At 61.9% G+C, this 14,681-nt stretch carries 16 protein-coding genes; 7 read left to right on the top strand and 9 right to left on the bottom strand.

Annotation, left to right across the window (positions count from 1 at the left end):
• The first annotated feature begins 28 nt into the window (after positions 1-28).
• Positions 29-1,201 carry a right-handed parallel beta-helix repeat-containing protein gene (locus tag ACZ5WW_RS19930; RefSeq protein ID WP_377162105.1) on the top strand — a complete coding sequence of 391 codons (1,173 nt, stop codon included), beginning with the start codon at positions 29-31 and terminating at the stop codon, positions 1,199-1,201.
• Here the strand turns inward: ACZ5WW_RS19930 and ACZ5WW_RS19925 are convergent, their stop codons facing one another.
• The 4 genes from ACZ5WW_RS19925 to ACZ5WW_RS19910 form a co-directional block, all read right to left on the bottom strand.
• On the bottom strand, positions 1,202-2,377 hold the full coding sequence (locus tag ACZ5WW_RS19925) for a serine hydrolase domain-containing protein (RefSeq protein ID WP_377162102.1): 1,176 nt from the start codon (positions 2,375-2,377) through the stop codon (positions 1,202-1,204).
• Positions 2,374-2,859, bottom strand: coding sequence for a TPR end-of-group domain-containing protein (locus ACZ5WW_RS19920; protein WP_377162099.1), 486 nt, complete (start codon positions 2,857-2,859; stop codon positions 2,374-2,376). Before ACZ5WW_RS19920 ends, ACZ5WW_RS19925 begins: the two co-directional genes overlap by 4 nt.
• 97 nt (positions 2,860-2,956) lie before the next feature.
• The gene (locus tag ACZ5WW_RS19915) at positions 2,957-3,529 is read right to left on the bottom strand and encodes a DUF2062 domain-containing protein (protein WP_377162096.1); all 573 of its coding nucleotides are present in this window, start codon (positions 3,527-3,529) and stop codon (positions 2,957-2,959) included.
• Positions 3,530-3,531: 2 nt separating this feature from the next.
• The gene (locus ACZ5WW_RS19910) at positions 3,532-4,335 is read right to left on the bottom strand and encodes an undecaprenyl-diphosphate phosphatase (RefSeq protein ID WP_377162093.1); all 804 of its coding nucleotides are present in this window, start codon (positions 4,333-4,335) and stop codon (positions 3,532-3,534) included.
• A gap of 179 nt (positions 4,336-4,514) precedes the next feature.
• Here ACZ5WW_RS19910 and ACZ5WW_RS19905 point away from each other — a divergent pair, with 179 nt between their 5' ends.
• The 3 genes from ACZ5WW_RS19905 to ACZ5WW_RS19895 all read left to right on the top strand — a co-directional run bounded on the left by ACZ5WW_RS19905 (position 4,515) and on the right by ACZ5WW_RS19895 (position 9,315).
• Complete coding sequence (locus ACZ5WW_RS19905) at positions 4,515-5,369, top strand: M23 family metallopeptidase (RefSeq protein ID WP_377162090.1); 855 nt, start codon at positions 4,515-4,517, stop codon at positions 5,367-5,369.
• Positions 5,370-5,457: 88 nt separating this feature from the next.
• Positions 5,458-6,945 carry an OmpA family protein gene (locus tag ACZ5WW_RS19900; protein ID WP_377162087.1) on the top strand — a complete coding sequence of 496 codons (1,488 nt, stop codon included), beginning with the start codon at positions 5,458-5,460 and terminating at the stop codon, positions 6,943-6,945.
• A 51-nt stretch (positions 6,946-6,996) separates the two neighbouring features.
• Positions 6,997-9,315, top strand: a complete 2,319-nt coding sequence (locus ACZ5WW_RS19895; RefSeq protein WP_377162084.1) for a tetratricopeptide repeat protein — start codon at positions 6,997-6,999, stop codon at positions 9,313-9,315.
• A gap of 10 nt (positions 9,316-9,325) precedes the next feature.
• Here ACZ5WW_RS19895 and ACZ5WW_RS19890 read toward each other — a convergent pair whose 3' ends face one another.
• Together ACZ5WW_RS19890 and ACZ5WW_RS19885 are read right to left on the bottom strand one after the other, a co-directional pair.
• Entirely contained in the window at positions 9,326-9,964 is a 639-nt protein-coding gene (locus ACZ5WW_RS19890) for a bifunctional nuclease family protein (RefSeq protein ID WP_377162081.1), read from the bottom strand.
• Between the two features lie 61 nt (positions 9,965-10,025).
• Positions 10,026-10,565, bottom strand: coding sequence for a gamma carbonic anhydrase family protein (locus ACZ5WW_RS19885; protein ID WP_377162078.1), 540 nt, complete (start codon positions 10,563-10,565; stop codon positions 10,026-10,028).
• 142 nt (positions 10,566-10,707) lie between these two features.
• Between ACZ5WW_RS19885 and ACZ5WW_RS19880 the strand changes: the two genes are divergently transcribed.
• Entirely contained in the window at positions 10,708-10,983 is a 276-nt protein-coding gene (locus ACZ5WW_RS19880; protein WP_377162075.1) for an HU family DNA-binding protein, read from the top strand.
• A gap of 46 nt (positions 10,984-11,029) precedes the next feature.
• On the opposite strand, the gene ACZ5WW_RS19875 is transcribed toward ACZ5WW_RS19880, so the two are convergent.
• Genes ACZ5WW_RS19875 through ACZ5WW_RS19865 form a run of 3 tightly spaced genes read right to left on the bottom strand, consistent with a single transcriptional unit; the run spans position 11,030 to position 12,009 of the window.
• Positions 11,030-11,320 (bottom strand): CopG family antitoxin, encoded by a 291-nt coding sequence (locus ACZ5WW_RS19875; RefSeq protein WP_377162072.1) that lies wholly within the window; start codon positions 11,318-11,320, stop codon positions 11,030-11,032.
• A gap of 14 nt (positions 11,321-11,334) precedes the next feature.
• Positions 11,335-11,613, bottom strand: coding sequence for a BrnT family toxin (locus ACZ5WW_RS19870; RefSeq protein ID WP_377162069.1), 279 nt, complete (start codon positions 11,611-11,613; stop codon positions 11,335-11,337).
• 18 nt (positions 11,614-11,631) lie between these two features.
• Positions 11,632-12,009: a VOC family protein gene (locus tag ACZ5WW_RS19865; protein WP_184344596.1), complete on the bottom strand. Its 378-nt coding sequence runs from the start codon at positions 12,007-12,009 to the stop codon at positions 11,632-11,634.
• Between the two features lie 99 nt (positions 12,010-12,108).
• Here ACZ5WW_RS19865 and ACZ5WW_RS19860 point away from each other — a divergent pair, with 99 nt between their 5' ends.
• Entirely contained in the window at positions 12,109-12,867 is a 759-nt protein-coding gene (locus ACZ5WW_RS19860; RefSeq protein WP_377162065.1) for an SDR family oxidoreductase, read from the top strand.
• Positions 12,868-13,071: 204 nt separating this feature from the next.
• Positions 13,072-14,541, top strand: a complete 1,470-nt coding sequence (locus tag ACZ5WW_RS19855) for an acyl CoA:acetate/3-ketoacid CoA transferase (RefSeq protein ID WP_377162062.1) — start codon at positions 13,072-13,074, stop codon at positions 14,539-14,541.
• Positions 14,542-14,681: the final 140 nt, after the last annotated feature.

The following is a 14,681-nucleotide window of genomic DNA, read 5'->3' as shown; positions in this document are numbered from 1 at the left end:
ACCCTGCTCGCTCCGTCTTTCCCATGCCATGAAATTTTCCACCCTGCTTCTTCTGCTTTTCGCCGCACTCCACTCCGCGCGTGCCCTGCCCGAGGCAGACCTCCAGCGCTTCATCGATGAAGCCATCAAAGCAGGCGGCGGCGAGGTCATCATCCCTCCCGGCGTGCATCTCATCGAGCACGGCCTCAGGATCAAAGACGCAAAGAAGCTGCGCATCGTCGGCCTCGATGCCGAAGAGACCGTTCTGAAGCTCCCCCCTGTCGCCTACGCCATCTCCGCAGGTGCCACCGCGGCAGGCGCCACCACGCTCCCGGTGACATCTCAGCGTGGCTTCAAGCCCGGCATGCGGCTCAAGATCGAGGCAGATGGCGAGCAGGACAGCTTCACCAAAAAGCCAAGGCCCTATCACCTGGCCATCGTCAAAGCAGTCCTCAAGGAGGCCATCCAGCTCGAATCCCCCCTGAAGTTCCCCGTGCCAGACCGTACCATGATCCGCCATGAGGACGCCCCCAACCTCATCGAAATTCGCGGAGCTTGCGAAGAGATCCTCATCGAAAAGCTCACCCTCGATGGCGGCCGCGTGGAGGGCGACCCGCCCGTTCGTGGCCATGCCCAGCTCTGCGCCGTGTTTGCCTCAGGAGCCTACAGCTATGAAAAAGGCCCCACCGGGCCGCCGGTGAAAAAGCTGCGCATCTCACGCTGCTTCATCCAAAACTGCCACGGGCGCGGCGTCGCCCTGTATTCGGTGGAAGGCGCCGAAATCGACGGCTGCACCATCCGCGACACATCCGATGAAGCCATCGACTTTGATCATTTCACCACAAAGTCCGTCGCCACGCACAACCACATCGCCCGCAGCCTCGTCGGCGTTGAGCTGAACGATGCCACAGACTGCCTCGTGGCGGGCAATGAGTTCCTGGGCTGCGGCACCGGCATCAACCTCTGGCGCTGGTGCAAGCAGCCGGACCTGAACAAAGGCCATCTGATCGTGAAAAACGTTTTCGACCACACCCTCGGCAACGCCGTGCAGATCGCCACCGGCACCAGCGGTGGCACCGTTGCTCAAAATGAGATCACCGCCTCCGGCAAAAACGGCATCATCCTCTCCGGAGAGGCGCACACCGTGAAGGCAAACAGGATCACCGGCAGCGGTATGAAGGCCATCGTAGTCCAGGAGGGCACACACTCGGTCTCCGAGTGATCAGCCGCCATAGAGAGCCCTCACCAGCCCCAGGCCACGCTCGCCCGGCAGCGCACCGATTTCCATCTGGTTCATCGTGTAAGCAAAGCTCAGCCCGTTCTCAGGATCCGCAAAGGCAAGGCTCCCCCCTGCCCCGGGGTGGCCATAGGCGAGCCGGCTCGGCCCGTAGAGCTGTCGCAGCTTGCTCCCGTCAGACTCAGGACCCCCGTTCATGGCATCCTTCATCATGCCTGCGGAAAAGGCTATGGGTGTCAGCAGCACAGCATCCGTTTCCTGCGTCAGCGTCTGTTCCAGCCGCCGCACCACCGCTTCAGGCACCATCTGCACCCCGTTCCAGCGCCCCCCCTGGGCCAGCATCGCGTAAAATTTCGCCAGCCCATGCGCACTGCCCACCCCACCCATGCTCGCGTAGCCTCGCGACCACATTTCGCTCTGGTTGAAATCACTCACCGCATTCAGCCCAGGAGGCGAGGTAAAGGTCCGCTGTGTCAGCGTGCCCCCTGTGTTGAAGGCCTTGATGAAAGGCTGCTCGCCGTTCGCTAGGCTGATCTTCCCGGGATAGACCGGCGACACACGTTCCCACTCCGCGCTTGGCAGCCCGATCCAGAAATCCAGCGCCAGCGGGCTTCCGAACACCTCACGATAATACTCGCCCAGAGATTCAGCCTGTGTGAGACGCCGCACGATCTCATCCAGCATGAATCCAAACGTACGCGCATGGTAGCCCTGTCGCGTGCCAGGCTCCCACAGCGGGCGCTGGTGCTCAATCGCCTCGATCACCGCATCGTAATCGTAGATCGGCGCACGCTCATCCAGGGCGCACAGCCCGCCGGTATGTGAAAACAGGTGGGTGAAGGCAAGGTTCGCTTTGCCCCCTCCCGCAAACTCGGGCCACACCTCCGCCACCGGGCACTCCAGCGGGATGCCCGCCTCTTCGAGCGCGAGCAGGCAGCACACTGCCGCCGGCCCCTTCGTGGCAGACCACACCGGCACCAGCGTGCCATGATCCCACTTCCGCGTCCGTGCCCGGTCACAATGTCCGTGGGCCAGGTTCAGCACCTCCCGCCCATCCTTCCAGATGGACACAGACGCCCCCATTTCCGATCGTGTGCGGAAGTTCTCCTCAAACCAGGCGCTTACGGCCTGCAGGCTGGCGGGGCTGCCTGCAAAACTCATGCGTGGTGAGCCTCCAGTTGGGCACGCAGACAGTCGAGATCACGGTCTTTTCTGGCATGCTGGCGCAGCTCGCCATCCATCTCAAACGCACGCTGCAGGTAGGTCAGAGACTTCTCCAGATGCCCCAGGCAGGCGTGGTAGCAGCCCATGTTGTAGTAATAGACCGGCTTCGCACGCAGTGTCGCAGGGCCGCGGGAAAGCACATCCACCGCCTCGGCGGTACGCCCCAGTTCATGCAGGCAGAAGGCCGCATGGATAAAGCCTCCGGGTTCCATCGGCTCCTGCACACAAAGCTTCGTCGCCAGCGCCAGCGCCTCCGCCCATCGCTGCCCGCCCATCAGGCACAGCAGCGTGATTTCGATGACATCCACCCGTTTGTGCATTTCTGCCGGCAGCGGAGACAGCTCGGTCTGGGCCTCGTCATAGAGCCCCAGCTCCACGTAGCCCTGAGCGGCGATGATCCTGCGTTCAGCTTCGGTCATTTTTGAATAGGAATGATCTGATCAGACCCCAAAGGCTGACCAGGAACAAGATTTTTGTTCCTGATCACACGCAAAAGCGCTTCTCAGGGGTCGGGCTTCAGGCAGCCGCATTCGCCTCCCGCATTTTCTTTGCCATCTCCATGCGCGAACCGATTTCCCAGCACCCCCAGGTCGTGACGTAGCTCACCAGTGCGACCACCGCCCCCAGCAGAATCCCCCCCACCAGCATGACCGGCGCATGCTCCTTCAGCACGATCCATGCATCCACCATCGACTCGGGCAGATGGGTGGGAAACGGCGAAGTCGGCACCGTGGTGTACAGCGCCAGCACCCATTTGCCAATCGCGTACTCCACCCAGGCCATGAACGGCACCGTCACCGGGTTGCTCACCCAGCACAAGGCGATGGCTATCGGAATGTTGACCCGGAAAATGGCGGACAAGATGATCGCCGCAGGCGTCTGGATGGGCAGCAGTTGCAGCGTGATGAACATCCCGACCGCCATGCCTCCGGAAAGCGTGTGCTGCGTCGGCTTCCAGACTCGTTTGTCCAGGAAATGACGCGCAAACCACCGCCTCGCGGGGCTCTGCCTCAGTTTTCGCGGGTGTTTGAGAAAGCGGATGGTTTTGAACACCGAACGGCGAAACCAACCCCGGGCGAGTGCAAACATGGTCAGTGCCCTCCCCCGTTGTAGACCCAGACCAGCAGCGCACTGCCCAGCGCAATCCGGTACCAGGCAAAACCGTTGAACGTATGCCCCTGCACAAAACGGATCAGCCACTTCACCACAATAAAGGCGGAAACAGCAGCCACCACCGTGCCCAGCGCGACCATCGCCCAGTCTTCGTTCCCCGCCTCGCCGTCCTTGACGGCAGACAGGATTTTAAACGCCCCGGCCGCCATCAGCGTGGGGATCCCCAGCAAAAAGGAAAACTCCGTGGCCGCAGGCCGTGACACCCCGAAAGCCAGCGCCATCAGGATGCTCGCCCCCGAGCGCGAGGTGCCGGGAAACACGGCCGCAAGCAGCTGCGCTAGCGCCACGGCGACGACCACTGCCCATGTGATGTCCTCAGTCCCCGGCTTGTCCTTGTGCAAAAACTCCAGCACCAGGATGATGAAACCACCGATCAACGTCGCCCACGCCACCGGCGGGATCGTTTCAGGCAGCTTGATGCCGAACTTTTTGATGATCAAGCCCCCGGCAGCAGTAATGAAGAAAGACACAAAGAGCTTCGCCAGGTACGTCCGTGTGGTCGCATCTCCCAGCGTCGAAGCCAGGTGCTTCAGCCTCTGGGTGAACACCGCCAGCACCGCCAGCACCGCACCGCTCTGGATCACCACGTTGAACAGGTCGCTCTTCTGCGGCAGCCAGTGCATGTTTTGCGGGATGAGCAGGTGCCCCGTCGAAGAGATCGGCAGGAATTCGGTGACACCTTCAATGATGCCTAGGAGAATGATCGCAAGCCAGTCGGGCATGTCGGAATAAGAGAGTGATTGGGGGCGGGAACAGTGAACAATCAGGCGGGCGGCGCACTTTGCAACTTCACTGAGTACATTGAACCTGATAATTCACACAAGGCTCTCATTCTCTGCCCCCGTGTTGGTTTTCAGACTGGCCTTTGCCTTTTTTTAGACTACCGTCCCCTCCCTCCGGCATGCCAGCCAGTGCCTTCCATTCCCCCAGCACAACCCACAGCCCCCTTTACTCCTGGTGGCGCCTGCTGCTCTGTGCCTGCGCCTCTTGGCTCCTCACGGCTACCGCAGCCGCACAGTCTGGCTCGACCATCCGCGTACGCTTGGCAGATGGCTTTGATTTCCCCGTCGGCAAACCTGACGCAGATGGTTTCTACAAAGCACGTGGCTACTGGCCCAACGGCCATCTGGGTGAAGACTGGAACGGCCGCGGCGGCGGCGACACCGATCTCGGCGAGCCCATCTATGCCATGGGCCGTGGTGTGGTTATTTTTTCGCAGAACATCGGCGTCGGCTGGGGAAACTGCATCCTCATCCGCCACATCTTCCGCGAAGCCGATGGCAAAATCGCCATGGTTGACTCCCTCTACGCCCACCTGCACGAGCGCAAAGTGAAGCTCCATGACCTCATCGAGAAAGGTCAGCTCGTCGGCACCATGGGGGGCAACAACGGCATGTACCCGGTTCACCTGCATTTTGAGGTTCGCAAAAACCTGCAAATCGGCATGAACCGCTCCCAGTTCGCCCGCGATTCATCCAACTACTACAGCCCCACCGCCTTCATCAACGCCCGCCGCGCCCTCCCCTCCAGCATGCAGAAATACTCCGTGCCGGTGAACAATTTCGCCCCCTATGGCCGCGCGATGGCGGACACCGGCAGTGACGGCGTGCGCCCCACCAGTGTCGATGTGCCTTCATTCAAAGGCGGCTCAGACGCTTCCAAGGACGACTCAAAGCAGGACGACGACTTCTGGGCACGCCTGAAAGCCAAAATGCGCTCGGGCCAGACCACCGAAGGCACTGACGAAAAACGCTGAACAAGCATCGGCACATATATTAGCCCTTGATTCATCACCTCCCGTGGTGGCATCTTTGCTGCTACTTCAGCGCAGTTCACTCCCGGCCATGCAAATCCCGTCCCGCCCCATTTATTCCCGATCTCTCTACGGCGGCAGCCTTGTGCCTGTGATCATTGTTGTGGCCGCCCTCGCGCTCAGCACCGCCATCTTCTTCTTTTTCACGAAACAGAAAATTCAGGCCCGTAAAGATGCCGCCGCTGGAACCTCGGCTGCCACAGCCTCACCTGCCAAGTCTGCGCAGGACACCATGCCCGCCGCTCCCCCTGCACCCAAGGCACCGCCTCCCGTGGTGAAGGCTCCCCCGCCCCCAAAACCAGCCCCTGCGAAATTCGCCTTCGCCCGCCCGCTCGATCTCGGCAGGCAGCTCGTGCGCAGCCTGACCACCGGAGATTTTGCCACAGCGGGCAAGCTCGCCGCCGCTTCAGACGCAGAGCAGTCGGAGAGCGCTGCCAAAATCTTCGAAAAACTCGCCTCCATGGGCTACAAGCCGGCGGCGGAAGATCAGGTTGAGCTTCTTGGCCTCGTCGAAAACCGCACTCGCATCGCCCTGCCCTTTGTCCTGCAGGGCTCTCAGGAAACCGTGCGCATTCAGCTGGATCTGGAGCGGGATGAGCACATGGGCTGGAAAGTCGCCAAAGCCACCCTGCCCAAGGCCATGAGCAGCGCCATTGCCTCCATGCCCGCACCCGGCGCAGCCCCGGCACCCGCCGCGGTCAGCACCACCGGCGCACCCTCGGCGCCGGCCCCGGTAGCCACCACTTCCATGAAGCCGCTTTTCACTGTTGAAGACGGCACCGACGCCCTCGCCTATGCCAGCGACTTTGTCAGGCACCTCCTCAAGCACGACTTCACCGCCGCACGCGCCTACGTCGATGACAAAAAAGTCCCCGTCGAACGCCTCGTCGGTCTCTGCATCGTCTTTGAAGAAGGCCAGTATGCCCTGAACCCGGCCAAGCCCCTCATCGTCACCATCGCCAATCCCGAAGTCTCCTGGGTCATCGCCCAGGTGCAGTCGGAGTCTCTTCAGCAAAACACTGAATTTGGCGTGGAGCTCAAGCGCGCAGACACCGCACAGCCCTGGCAGATTGTGGGCCTCAATCTCTCAGACATCCTAGGCTCCTTCGCCAAAAGCGCCTCAAAGCTCGGCGTGCCCTACACCCCCATCGTGAAGAACCCCAAGGGCGGCGAATCCCTGGCCCTCTACTTCGAATACGACCGCGCCGAACTTCACCCCCGGGCCCTCAAGCAGCTCGAAGTCATCGCCGCCCTGATGAAGGCAGACCCCAGCAAAAAACTCCGCATCGCCGGCCACACCGATGAAAAAGGTGAGGATGACTACAACATCCGCCTCTCCCGCGGACGCGCCGAAGCCGTCAAACAGCAGCTCGCCGCACTCGGCGTCCCTGCCGCGCAGGTCGAGACCACCGGCCTCGGCAAAGCCCAGCCCCTCAGTCCCAACAAAAAATCCGACGGCTCCGACGACCCCGAAGGCCGCAGCCACAACCGCCGCGCCGAAATCTATCTCGATTTCTGATTCTTCGCCTCATCTTGCGCCGTTGTCGCGTCCGCCTAGTCTGGCGCACGCATGAAGAAAAACACCCCGCCCATCCCGCCTCCGCCCGCTTCATCGTGGAAGGCCGGGATGTTTTTCGGCGGCATCGCCGCCATCATTGCCAGCCTCGCAGCCTGGGCCTTCTGGCCGCAAACAAAATACACCCCGGTTCCTGTTCCTCCCGCAGTCGTCTCCCTAGCCAAGGTTGAGCCCTACGTCATGCCAGATGAAAAGGCGGCTTTTGCACAGTACGCCGGCTCCCAAAGCTGCCGCGAATGCCACGCCGACCAGTTTGCCAAATGGCAGGGCTCCCATCACGGCCTGGCCGAACGCAAACCTGACCCTAGGCTGGACGACCCCGCCTTCGTCCCCACCCGCACCTTCCAGCACGGCACTCAGTCCACCGAAGTACGCAAAAACGGCGGCAGCTACGAACTCGTCTCACTGGGCTTCGACAGCAAGACCGCTCCTTATCGTGTCGAACGCATCATCGGCCACGACCCGCTTCGTCAGTTCCTCGTCGACGGCGGCAACGGCCGCCTCCAGGCCATGGAGGCCTGCCTCGATCCCAGGAAAAACGAGTGGTTCGACGTCTATGGAAACGAAGACCGCAAGCCGGGTGAGTGGGGCCACTGGACCGGACGCGGCATGGTCTGGAACCAGATGTGCGCCACCTGCCACAACACACGCCTGCGCAAAAACTACGACGCCAAAACCGACGGCTACCGCACCACCATGGCCGAGATGTCCGTGAGCTGTGAGTCCTGCCACGGCCCCATGAAACCCCACACCGCCTGGCAGCATTCCCACCCCGGCGCCAAAGGTGACCCCACCCTCACCAAATGGACCCGCGACCAGCACATCGAAAACTGCGCCGGCTGCCATGCCCGCCGCGGCGAAATCACCGGCGACTTCGTGCCCGGCGAATCCTTCTGGGACCACTACCACCTCACCATCACAGATCAGACCGACACCTTCTATCCCGACGGCCAGATCCGCGACGAAAACTACGAGTTCAGCAGCTTCTTCAGCAGCCGCATGCACCACGCCGGCGTCCGCTGCATGGACTGCCACGACATGCACAGCATGAAGACCACCCTTCCCGGCAACCAGCTCTGCATGCGCTGCCACACCCCCGGCGGCTTCCCCAATGCCCCGCCCATCATGCCCGAAGCTCACAGCTTTCACCAGGCCTCCAGCACCGGAAACCAGTGCGTCAACTGCCACATGCCCCAGACCGTTTACATGCAGCGCCACCCGCGCCACGACCACGGCTTCACCATTCCAGACCCCCTGCTCACCAAGCAGTTCAGCATCCCCAACGCCTGCAACAAATGCCACACCGACAAAACAACCGACTGGGCGCTCGAAGCCACCCAGAAATGGTGGGGCCCGAAGATGGACCGCAAAACACGCACCCGCGCCACCCTCATCGCCCAGGCCCGCCAGGGAAATGAAACCGCACGAGACGGCCTCCTGGCCCTCCTGGGCAGCGATGAAATCCCCCACTGGAAGGCCAGCGCCACCCTGCTCCTGGACCGCTGGATCGACCAGCCCGCAGTTCAGACCGCTGTCACTTCCCTTTTGCAGCATCCCCACCCCATCGTTCGTGAAAGCGCCATCCGCACCCTGGAGCCCGTCCTGCACAGCGGCACCCTGCGTTCCTCCATCGAGCCCCTTCTCAGCGACCCCGTCCGTGGCGTCCGCGTCTCCGCAGCCTGGGCCCTGCGTGAAAGCCTCCACCTCGACTCCCCCGCAGGCCAGGACCTCCAGCACATGCTCCGCTGGAATGCAGATCAGCCCAGCGGCCAGATGCAGCTCGCCCAGTTTGAGTTCGCACGGCGGGACATCCCCGCCGCCACCCGGCACATGGAAACCGCCATCCGCTGGGACCCCAACTCCCCTCCCTTCCATCATGACCTCGCCATGATGTACAGCTCCTCCGGCCAGACACAGCTCGCCATCTCCAAGCTCCGCGACGCCATCAAGCTCGCCCCCAATCACGCCGAATACCACTACGAGCTCGGCCTCGCCCTCAGCGAGACCGGAGACATGCCCGCCGTCATCCAATCCCTCCAAGAAGCTACCCGCCTCGATCCCAGCCTGTCACGCGCCTGGTACAATCTCGGCCTCGCCAAAAACGGCCAGAACGACATCCCCGGCGCCCTCGATGCCATGCAGCGCGGCGAACTCGCCAACCCTCGCGACCCCGGCATCCCCTACGCACGCGCCACCATCCTCGCACGCCAGAACCGCATCCCGGAGGCCCTCGCCGCCCTGGATCGCGCCCTGCGCATCTCTCCAGATTATGGCGAAGCCCTGCAGCTTCGCGCTGCTCTCACACGCCGCTGACCGCCCACGCTCAGCCGTCCGCCTTTTTCCACTCCTCGCCTTCCTCGTCGTCGTCCTCCCCGCCAAATCCGTCATCATACTCCTCATCCCCCTTGCCGGGTTCGATGCCAGCGATGGAGTTGATGTCATCGTCGCTGAATTCCTCGATGTCGTCGTCCTCTTCATCGTCCTCCTCGGCAGCTTCAGCCGCCTGCTGCACTTCAAGCCCCTTCTTCTCGATCTGTGCCAGCGTGTCGCTCACATCTTCCACCGTGTCCCACACATTTTTGGCCACAAAAATCGGCGCGCTCTGCTGCACCGCCATCGCGATGCTGTCGCTCGGCCTGGCATCCAGCTCGATCACCTTCCGCGTCGTGTGCAGTTCGTTTTCGGCGGAAATGATCAGCCGCGCATGAAACACGCTCCCGTTGATGTTGTTGATCACCACCCGCTCCACCTTCGCCCCAAACGCCAGCAGCAGATGCCCCACCAGATCGTGCGTCAGCGGCCTCTCCTTCGAGACCCCCCTCATGAACATGGAGATCGCCGTGCCCACCGACTCGTCAATGTAGATCACAAAAACCTTGCTCTCATTGCCCAGGAAAACGGCAAAGCTCCCCTCCAGCGGCAGCACTGCACGCACCTGCACTTCGATGACATCCTTGTTCATTAAGGCCAATTAAAAGCCGCACGCAGCCCGAAGGCAACACACACCGTGGGTTTTTCTGTGCCTAAACTGTACCACTCGGCACCCGCACCGCACCGCCCCCCAGCCCCATCGCCAGGTAGCGTCGCGCTATTTCGACATACTTCAGCGCCAGCTTCGCATTGCTCCGCTGCTCCTCCACCGAAAGCACACGCACCACCCGCGCCGGTGAGCCCACCACCAGAGACCCCTCCGGGATGACCGCGTTTTTAGTGACCAGCGCCCCTGCGGCGATGATGCTTCGCGCCCCGATCTGCGCACCATCCAGGATGATCGCCCCCATTCCCACCAGCACCTCATCCCCCACCGTGCAGGCATGCACCACTGCACGATGCCCCACCGTCACGCGCTCCCCCAGCACACAGGCGCAGTCGTCGCTCACATGCAGCACACTGCCATCCTGCACATTGCTCTGCGCCCCGACGACGATGCGGTTGATGTCCCCTCGTAGGACCGCCCCGTACCACACGCTCGACTGCTCCCTCATCTCCACCGCACCCAGCACAACGGCCCCCTGTGCGATAAAGGCATCCTCCGCCACAGAAGGCTGTGAATCCGGAAGCAAGAATTTCTTTAAAGGTTCCATGGCAGCATGAAAGATTTTTTATGTTTGTGAATCGCGACGGAAAGCGCCATAAAAAGCACCTCGCCGCATTCATTCTGGAACGGACTCGCCTTCAATCCAACAACGAATCACACACACGCCTATGAACAAAGCTCAGCTCATCGACGCCGTTCAGGAAATCCTGGGAGGAGACACCTCCAAACGAGCCGCCTCAGATGCCTTGGACGCCGTGCTCAAGGCCATCACAAACGGTGTGAAACACGGGCCCGTCCAGCTCATCGGCTTCGGCACGTTCAAGCCCGTGGAGCGCCCCGCGCGCATCGGCCGCAATCCCCGCAAACCTGAAGTCGAGGTCGAGATAAAAGCCTCCAAGACCGTACGCTTCGTCGCCTCCGCAGCACTCAAGAGCTCACTCTAGCCCGGCGCTCCGCCGGTGCCCTCTGGCATCCCACCCGCCGCTGCCGCTAGTCCTTCAGCTCCTGCTCCATCCGCTCGCTCAGCCACTGCTTGATCATGCTCTGGTAGTTCAGGTACCGCCGGCGTGCCACACGCTTGATCCGGCTCAGCATCCTCGGGTCAAATCTCAGCGTGATCGTCGTGGACTCACGCACATCCGCACGATGAATGGACGACTGCATCAGCCGCGCGTCCAACTGGTGCGCGCCCCAGAATTTCACCTCCGCCTCATCGGCGTCAAACGCCGGCACATCCCTCCAGGCTCTCACAGGTTTTAGGTCAGCAGGTGCGGTTTCCATGTGGATGTTTGATGTCAGAGTTCCTCCGCCTTTTTGCGCTCAAAAAATTCATGCTCCCCGGGCGTCATCAGCCTCGCGAAGATCACTCGGTAGCGTTTGCCATCCGTCCAGAAAACACTGAACACAGGCTTGCCCTGCAGCGATTTGCCCAGGTTGTAATACCTCGCCTCCGCATTCTCATGCTGCCCGTCCGGCAGCAGCTTGATCGAGAACGGATCCTCAAACGACTCCTCGATGTCCTTCGGCGGAAGTATCGAGAGGTCAAAGGCGGTGCCGATCCAGTCAAAGTCCATGAGCGGTAGATTACGAGATTATTTGCGGTATTCGATCAGTTCTATCTCATACCCCTCCGGGGCGTCAATGAAAGCAAACACACCGCTCGAGCTCGGCGTCGGGCCGTCAGAGAGCGGATATCCCAGCGCGGCCGAGTGCTTTGCAAACTCCTCAATGCTCTCCACCTCAAACGCCAGATGCGTCAGGTCGCTGCAAAACGTCACAGGCCCGCTTGCCGGATAGCTGCAGATCTCGATCAACTCATCACTGTTCGGCGTCTGCAGAAACACCAGCTCAGAGCCGCGCGGCGACTTGTGCCGGCGCACCTCCTTCAGCCCCAGTACCTGCGTGTAGAAGTGGATCGTTTTTTCGAGATCATTCACCCGGTAGCGGGTGTGAAGAAGCTTTTTAACCATAGTTCTCTCCTTTATGCCACAGGCTGGCCAGCGTGGCAAATGATCCTCCTTGTGGAGGAAAGCTTGATGCGGCTGACGACGTCTCTTAGAACCTCTCTCATGATTTCCATCGACCTCACCGGCAAAGTCGCCCTCATCACCGGCGCATCTCAGGGCATCGGCACCCAAGTCGCCCGCACTTTCCACCGCGCAGGCGCCTCCGTCGTCATCAATCACCTCGGCACCCCCGCCACCACGGCAGATGCCCAGACACTCGCAGACGAGCTCAACCTCCTCCGCACAGATAGCGCCAGCATCATCGCCGCAGACGTGGCCAGCCCAGATCAGGTGCGGGCCATGATGGCAGACATTCAGGCCCGCCACGGCGGCCTCGACTACCTCGTCAACAACGCTGCCATCATCAAAGACCGCACCATCGCCAAGATGAGCCTCGAAGAATGGGACGCTGTCATCGACGTCAATCTCTCCGGCGTCTTCTACTGCTGCAAATACGCCCTCGAAATCATGCGCGACCACGGCGCCATCGTTAGCTTCGGCAGCATCGCCGCCATTCAGGGCTTCTTCGGCCAGGCCAACTACGCCGCCGCCAAATCCGGCGTTCAGGCCATGATGCGCGTCCTCAGCCGTGAGGCCGCCCGCAAACAGATCCGCGCCAACGCCATCGCCCCCGGCGTCATCGACACCGCCATGGCCGCCACCATCCCCGAAAACGTCCGTGCCGAGATGATCAAAAACGTCCCCCTCGCCCGCTTCGGCACCACCGAGGAAGTCGCCAACGTCGTCCTCTTCCTCTGCTCCCCCCTCGCCTCCTACGTCACCGGCCAGACCCTCGAAATCAACGGCGGCTGGAGAGGCTGATCCCCGCCACTCCTCCAGCTCCTCCTCCCGGAAACGCCCCCGCCCCTCACCCCATCTCTGCGTTTTTCCAATCTCTGCGGTGCGTCCTCCGGTCCCTCAGCGCATTCTCATCACCCACCCCAGAATGAAAGCTTCATCTCTGCGGTCTTCTCATCTCTTGCGGTGTTAAATCCGGTCCCCATTACCTTCCCCAGCCATTGAAACATGCGCGCACCCGCCATCCTCGCCAGTGCTGACGAAGCCATCGCCGCCATCCCCAGCGGCTCCACCATCGCCGTGAGCGGCTTCGTCGGCGCCGGTCATGCAGAATTGCTCACCTCCGCCTTGGAGCGCCGCTTCCTCCAAACCGGCACCCCCACAGACCTCACCCTCTACTACTGCGCAGGCCAGGGAGACAGGGCGGAACGCGGCCTGAATCACCTCGCCCATCGCGGCCTGCTCAAGCGCATCGTCGGCGGCCACTGGAACCTCGCTCCCAAGCTCGGCGCACTCGCACTCGCCAACGCAGTCGAAGCCTACAATCTGCCCCAGGGTGTCCTCTCCGTCCTCACACGCGAGATCGCTGCCAAACGCCCCGGCTTGTTCACCCAGGTCGGACTGAACACCTTCATCGACCCCGTGAACGGCGGCGGCATGATGAACGCACGCACCACCGAACCTCTCGTCGAACGCATCGAGCTCGATGGCAAAACATGGCTCCGCTACAAGTCCATGCCCATCCACGTCGCCCTCATTCGCGCCACCTATGCCGATCACCGCGGCAATCTGAGCATGGATCGCGAAGGCCTCATCAGCGAAGTCCTCCCCATGGCGCAAGCCGCAAAAAACCACGGCGGCATCGTCATCGCCCAGGTCGAAAGCATCGTCGATCAACTCCCCGATCCCAAATCCGTGCGCGTCCCCGGCCTCCTCGTTGACTACATCGTCCCATCCCACGGCCAGCAGCACGATCAGACCTTTGGCGAAGCATTCAAAGAAGATTTCGTCGTCACCAGCGACGGCACCTTCACCCTGCCCCCGATGCCCGAATCCGACCGCAAACGCATCGGCGCACGCGCCCTGCAGGAGGTGCGCAAAGGAGACATCGTCAATCTCGGCATCGGCCTCCCCGAAGCCGTCGCCATGGTCGCCGCCGAAACCGGCCGCCTCCACGAGTTCACCCTCACCGTCGAAAGCGGCCCCACCGGCGGCGTCCCCGCCTCCGGCCTCAGCTTCGGCTGCAGCCACTTCCCGGAAGCCATCATCGACCAGCCCGCCCAGTTCGACTTCTACGACGGCGGCGGCCTCGACATCGGCGTCCTCGGTGCCGTCGAAATCGACGCTGAAGGCAGCGTCAACGTCACCAGCTTCGCCGGTCGCTTCGCCGGCGTCGGCGGCTTCGTCAACATCGCCCAGAGCGCCCGCCGCCTCATCTTCTGCTGCACCTTCGAGGCCAAGGGGCAGCCCAAGTTCGTGCAGAAAATCCAGCACGTCTGCTTCCACGGCCCCACCGCACTCCGCAACGGCCAGCAGGTCCTCTACGTCACCGAGCGCGCCGTCTTCCAGCTCGCCCCCGGCGGCCTCCGCCTCATCGAAATCACCCCCGGCCTCGACCTCCAGGCAGACATCCTCTCCAAAATGGAATTCACCCCCCTCATCGGCATCGCACACGATTCGCCCAGCGTGCCCGCATGAATCAACGCCCTGTTAGAGCATCTCAACTCCGGCACCTCAAAAATCAAAAATCGATTGCTCGACAATCATCAATCACTCACACACCCCAGGCTTAGCATCTGTCGAAACACACGCCACGCTGACTCACTCTGGCACCGGCC

This window comes from Prosthecobacter fluviatilis (genome assembly GCF_055388355.1).
This window is presented reverse-complemented; position numbering and strand designations above follow the sequence as displayed.

What these genes read in the sequence shown, in the direction of transcription:
- ACZ5WW_RS19930 (WP_377162105.1), top strand. Translation starts at nt 29, where the DNA reads ATGAAATTTTCCACCCTGCTTCTTCTGCTTTTCGCCGCACTCCACTCC.
- ACZ5WW_RS19925 (WP_377162102.1), bottom strand. Translation starts at nt 2,377, where the DNA reads ATGAGTTTTGCAGGCAGCCCCGCCAGCCTGCAGGCCGTAAGCGCCTGG.
- ACZ5WW_RS19920 (WP_377162099.1), bottom strand. Translation starts at nt 2,859, where the DNA reads ATGACCGAAGCTGAACGCAGGATCATCGCCGCTCAGGGCTACGTGGAG.
- ACZ5WW_RS19915 (WP_377162096.1), bottom strand. Translation starts at nt 3,529, where the DNA reads ATGTTTGCACTCGCCCGGGGTTGGTTTCGCCGTTCGGTGTTCAAAACC.
- ACZ5WW_RS19910 (WP_377162093.1), bottom strand. Translation starts at nt 4,335, where the DNA reads ATGCCCGACTGGCTTGCGATCATTCTCCTAGGCATCATTGAAGGTGTC.
- ACZ5WW_RS19905 (WP_377162090.1), top strand. Translation starts at nt 4,515, where the DNA reads ATGCCAGCCAGTGCCTTCCATTCCCCCAGCACAACCCACAGCCCCCTT.
- ACZ5WW_RS19900 (WP_377162087.1), top strand. Translation starts at nt 5,458, where the DNA reads ATGCAAATCCCGTCCCGCCCCATTTATTCCCGATCTCTCTACGGCGGC.
- ACZ5WW_RS19895 (WP_377162084.1), top strand. Translation starts at nt 6,997, where the DNA reads ATGAAGAAAAACACCCCGCCCATCCCGCCTCCGCCCGCTTCATCGTGG.
- ACZ5WW_RS19890 (WP_377162081.1), bottom strand. Translation starts at nt 9,964, where the DNA reads ATGAACAAGGATGTCATCGAAGTGCAGGTGCGTGCAGTGCTGCCGCTG.
- ACZ5WW_RS19880 (WP_377162075.1), top strand. Translation starts at nt 10,708, where the DNA reads ATGAACAAAGCTCAGCTCATCGACGCCGTTCAGGAAATCCTGGGAGGA.
- ACZ5WW_RS19875 (WP_377162072.1), bottom strand. Translation starts at nt 11,320, where the DNA reads ATGGAAACCGCACCTGCTGACCTAAAACCTGTGAGAGCCTGGAGGGAT.
- ACZ5WW_RS19870 (WP_377162069.1), bottom strand. Translation starts at nt 11,613, where the DNA reads ATGGACTTTGACTGGATCGGCACCGCCTTTGACCTCTCGATACTTCCG.
- ACZ5WW_RS19865 (WP_184344596.1), bottom strand. Translation starts at nt 12,009, where the DNA reads ATGGTTAAAAAGCTTCTTCACACCCGCTACCGGGTGAATGATCTCGAA.
- ACZ5WW_RS19860 (WP_377162065.1), top strand. Translation starts at nt 12,109, where the DNA reads ATGATTTCCATCGACCTCACCGGCAAAGTCGCCCTCATCACCGGCGCA.
- ACZ5WW_RS19855 (WP_377162062.1), top strand. Translation starts at nt 13,072, where the DNA reads ATGCGCGCACCCGCCATCCTCGCCAGTGCTGACGAAGCCATCGCCGCC.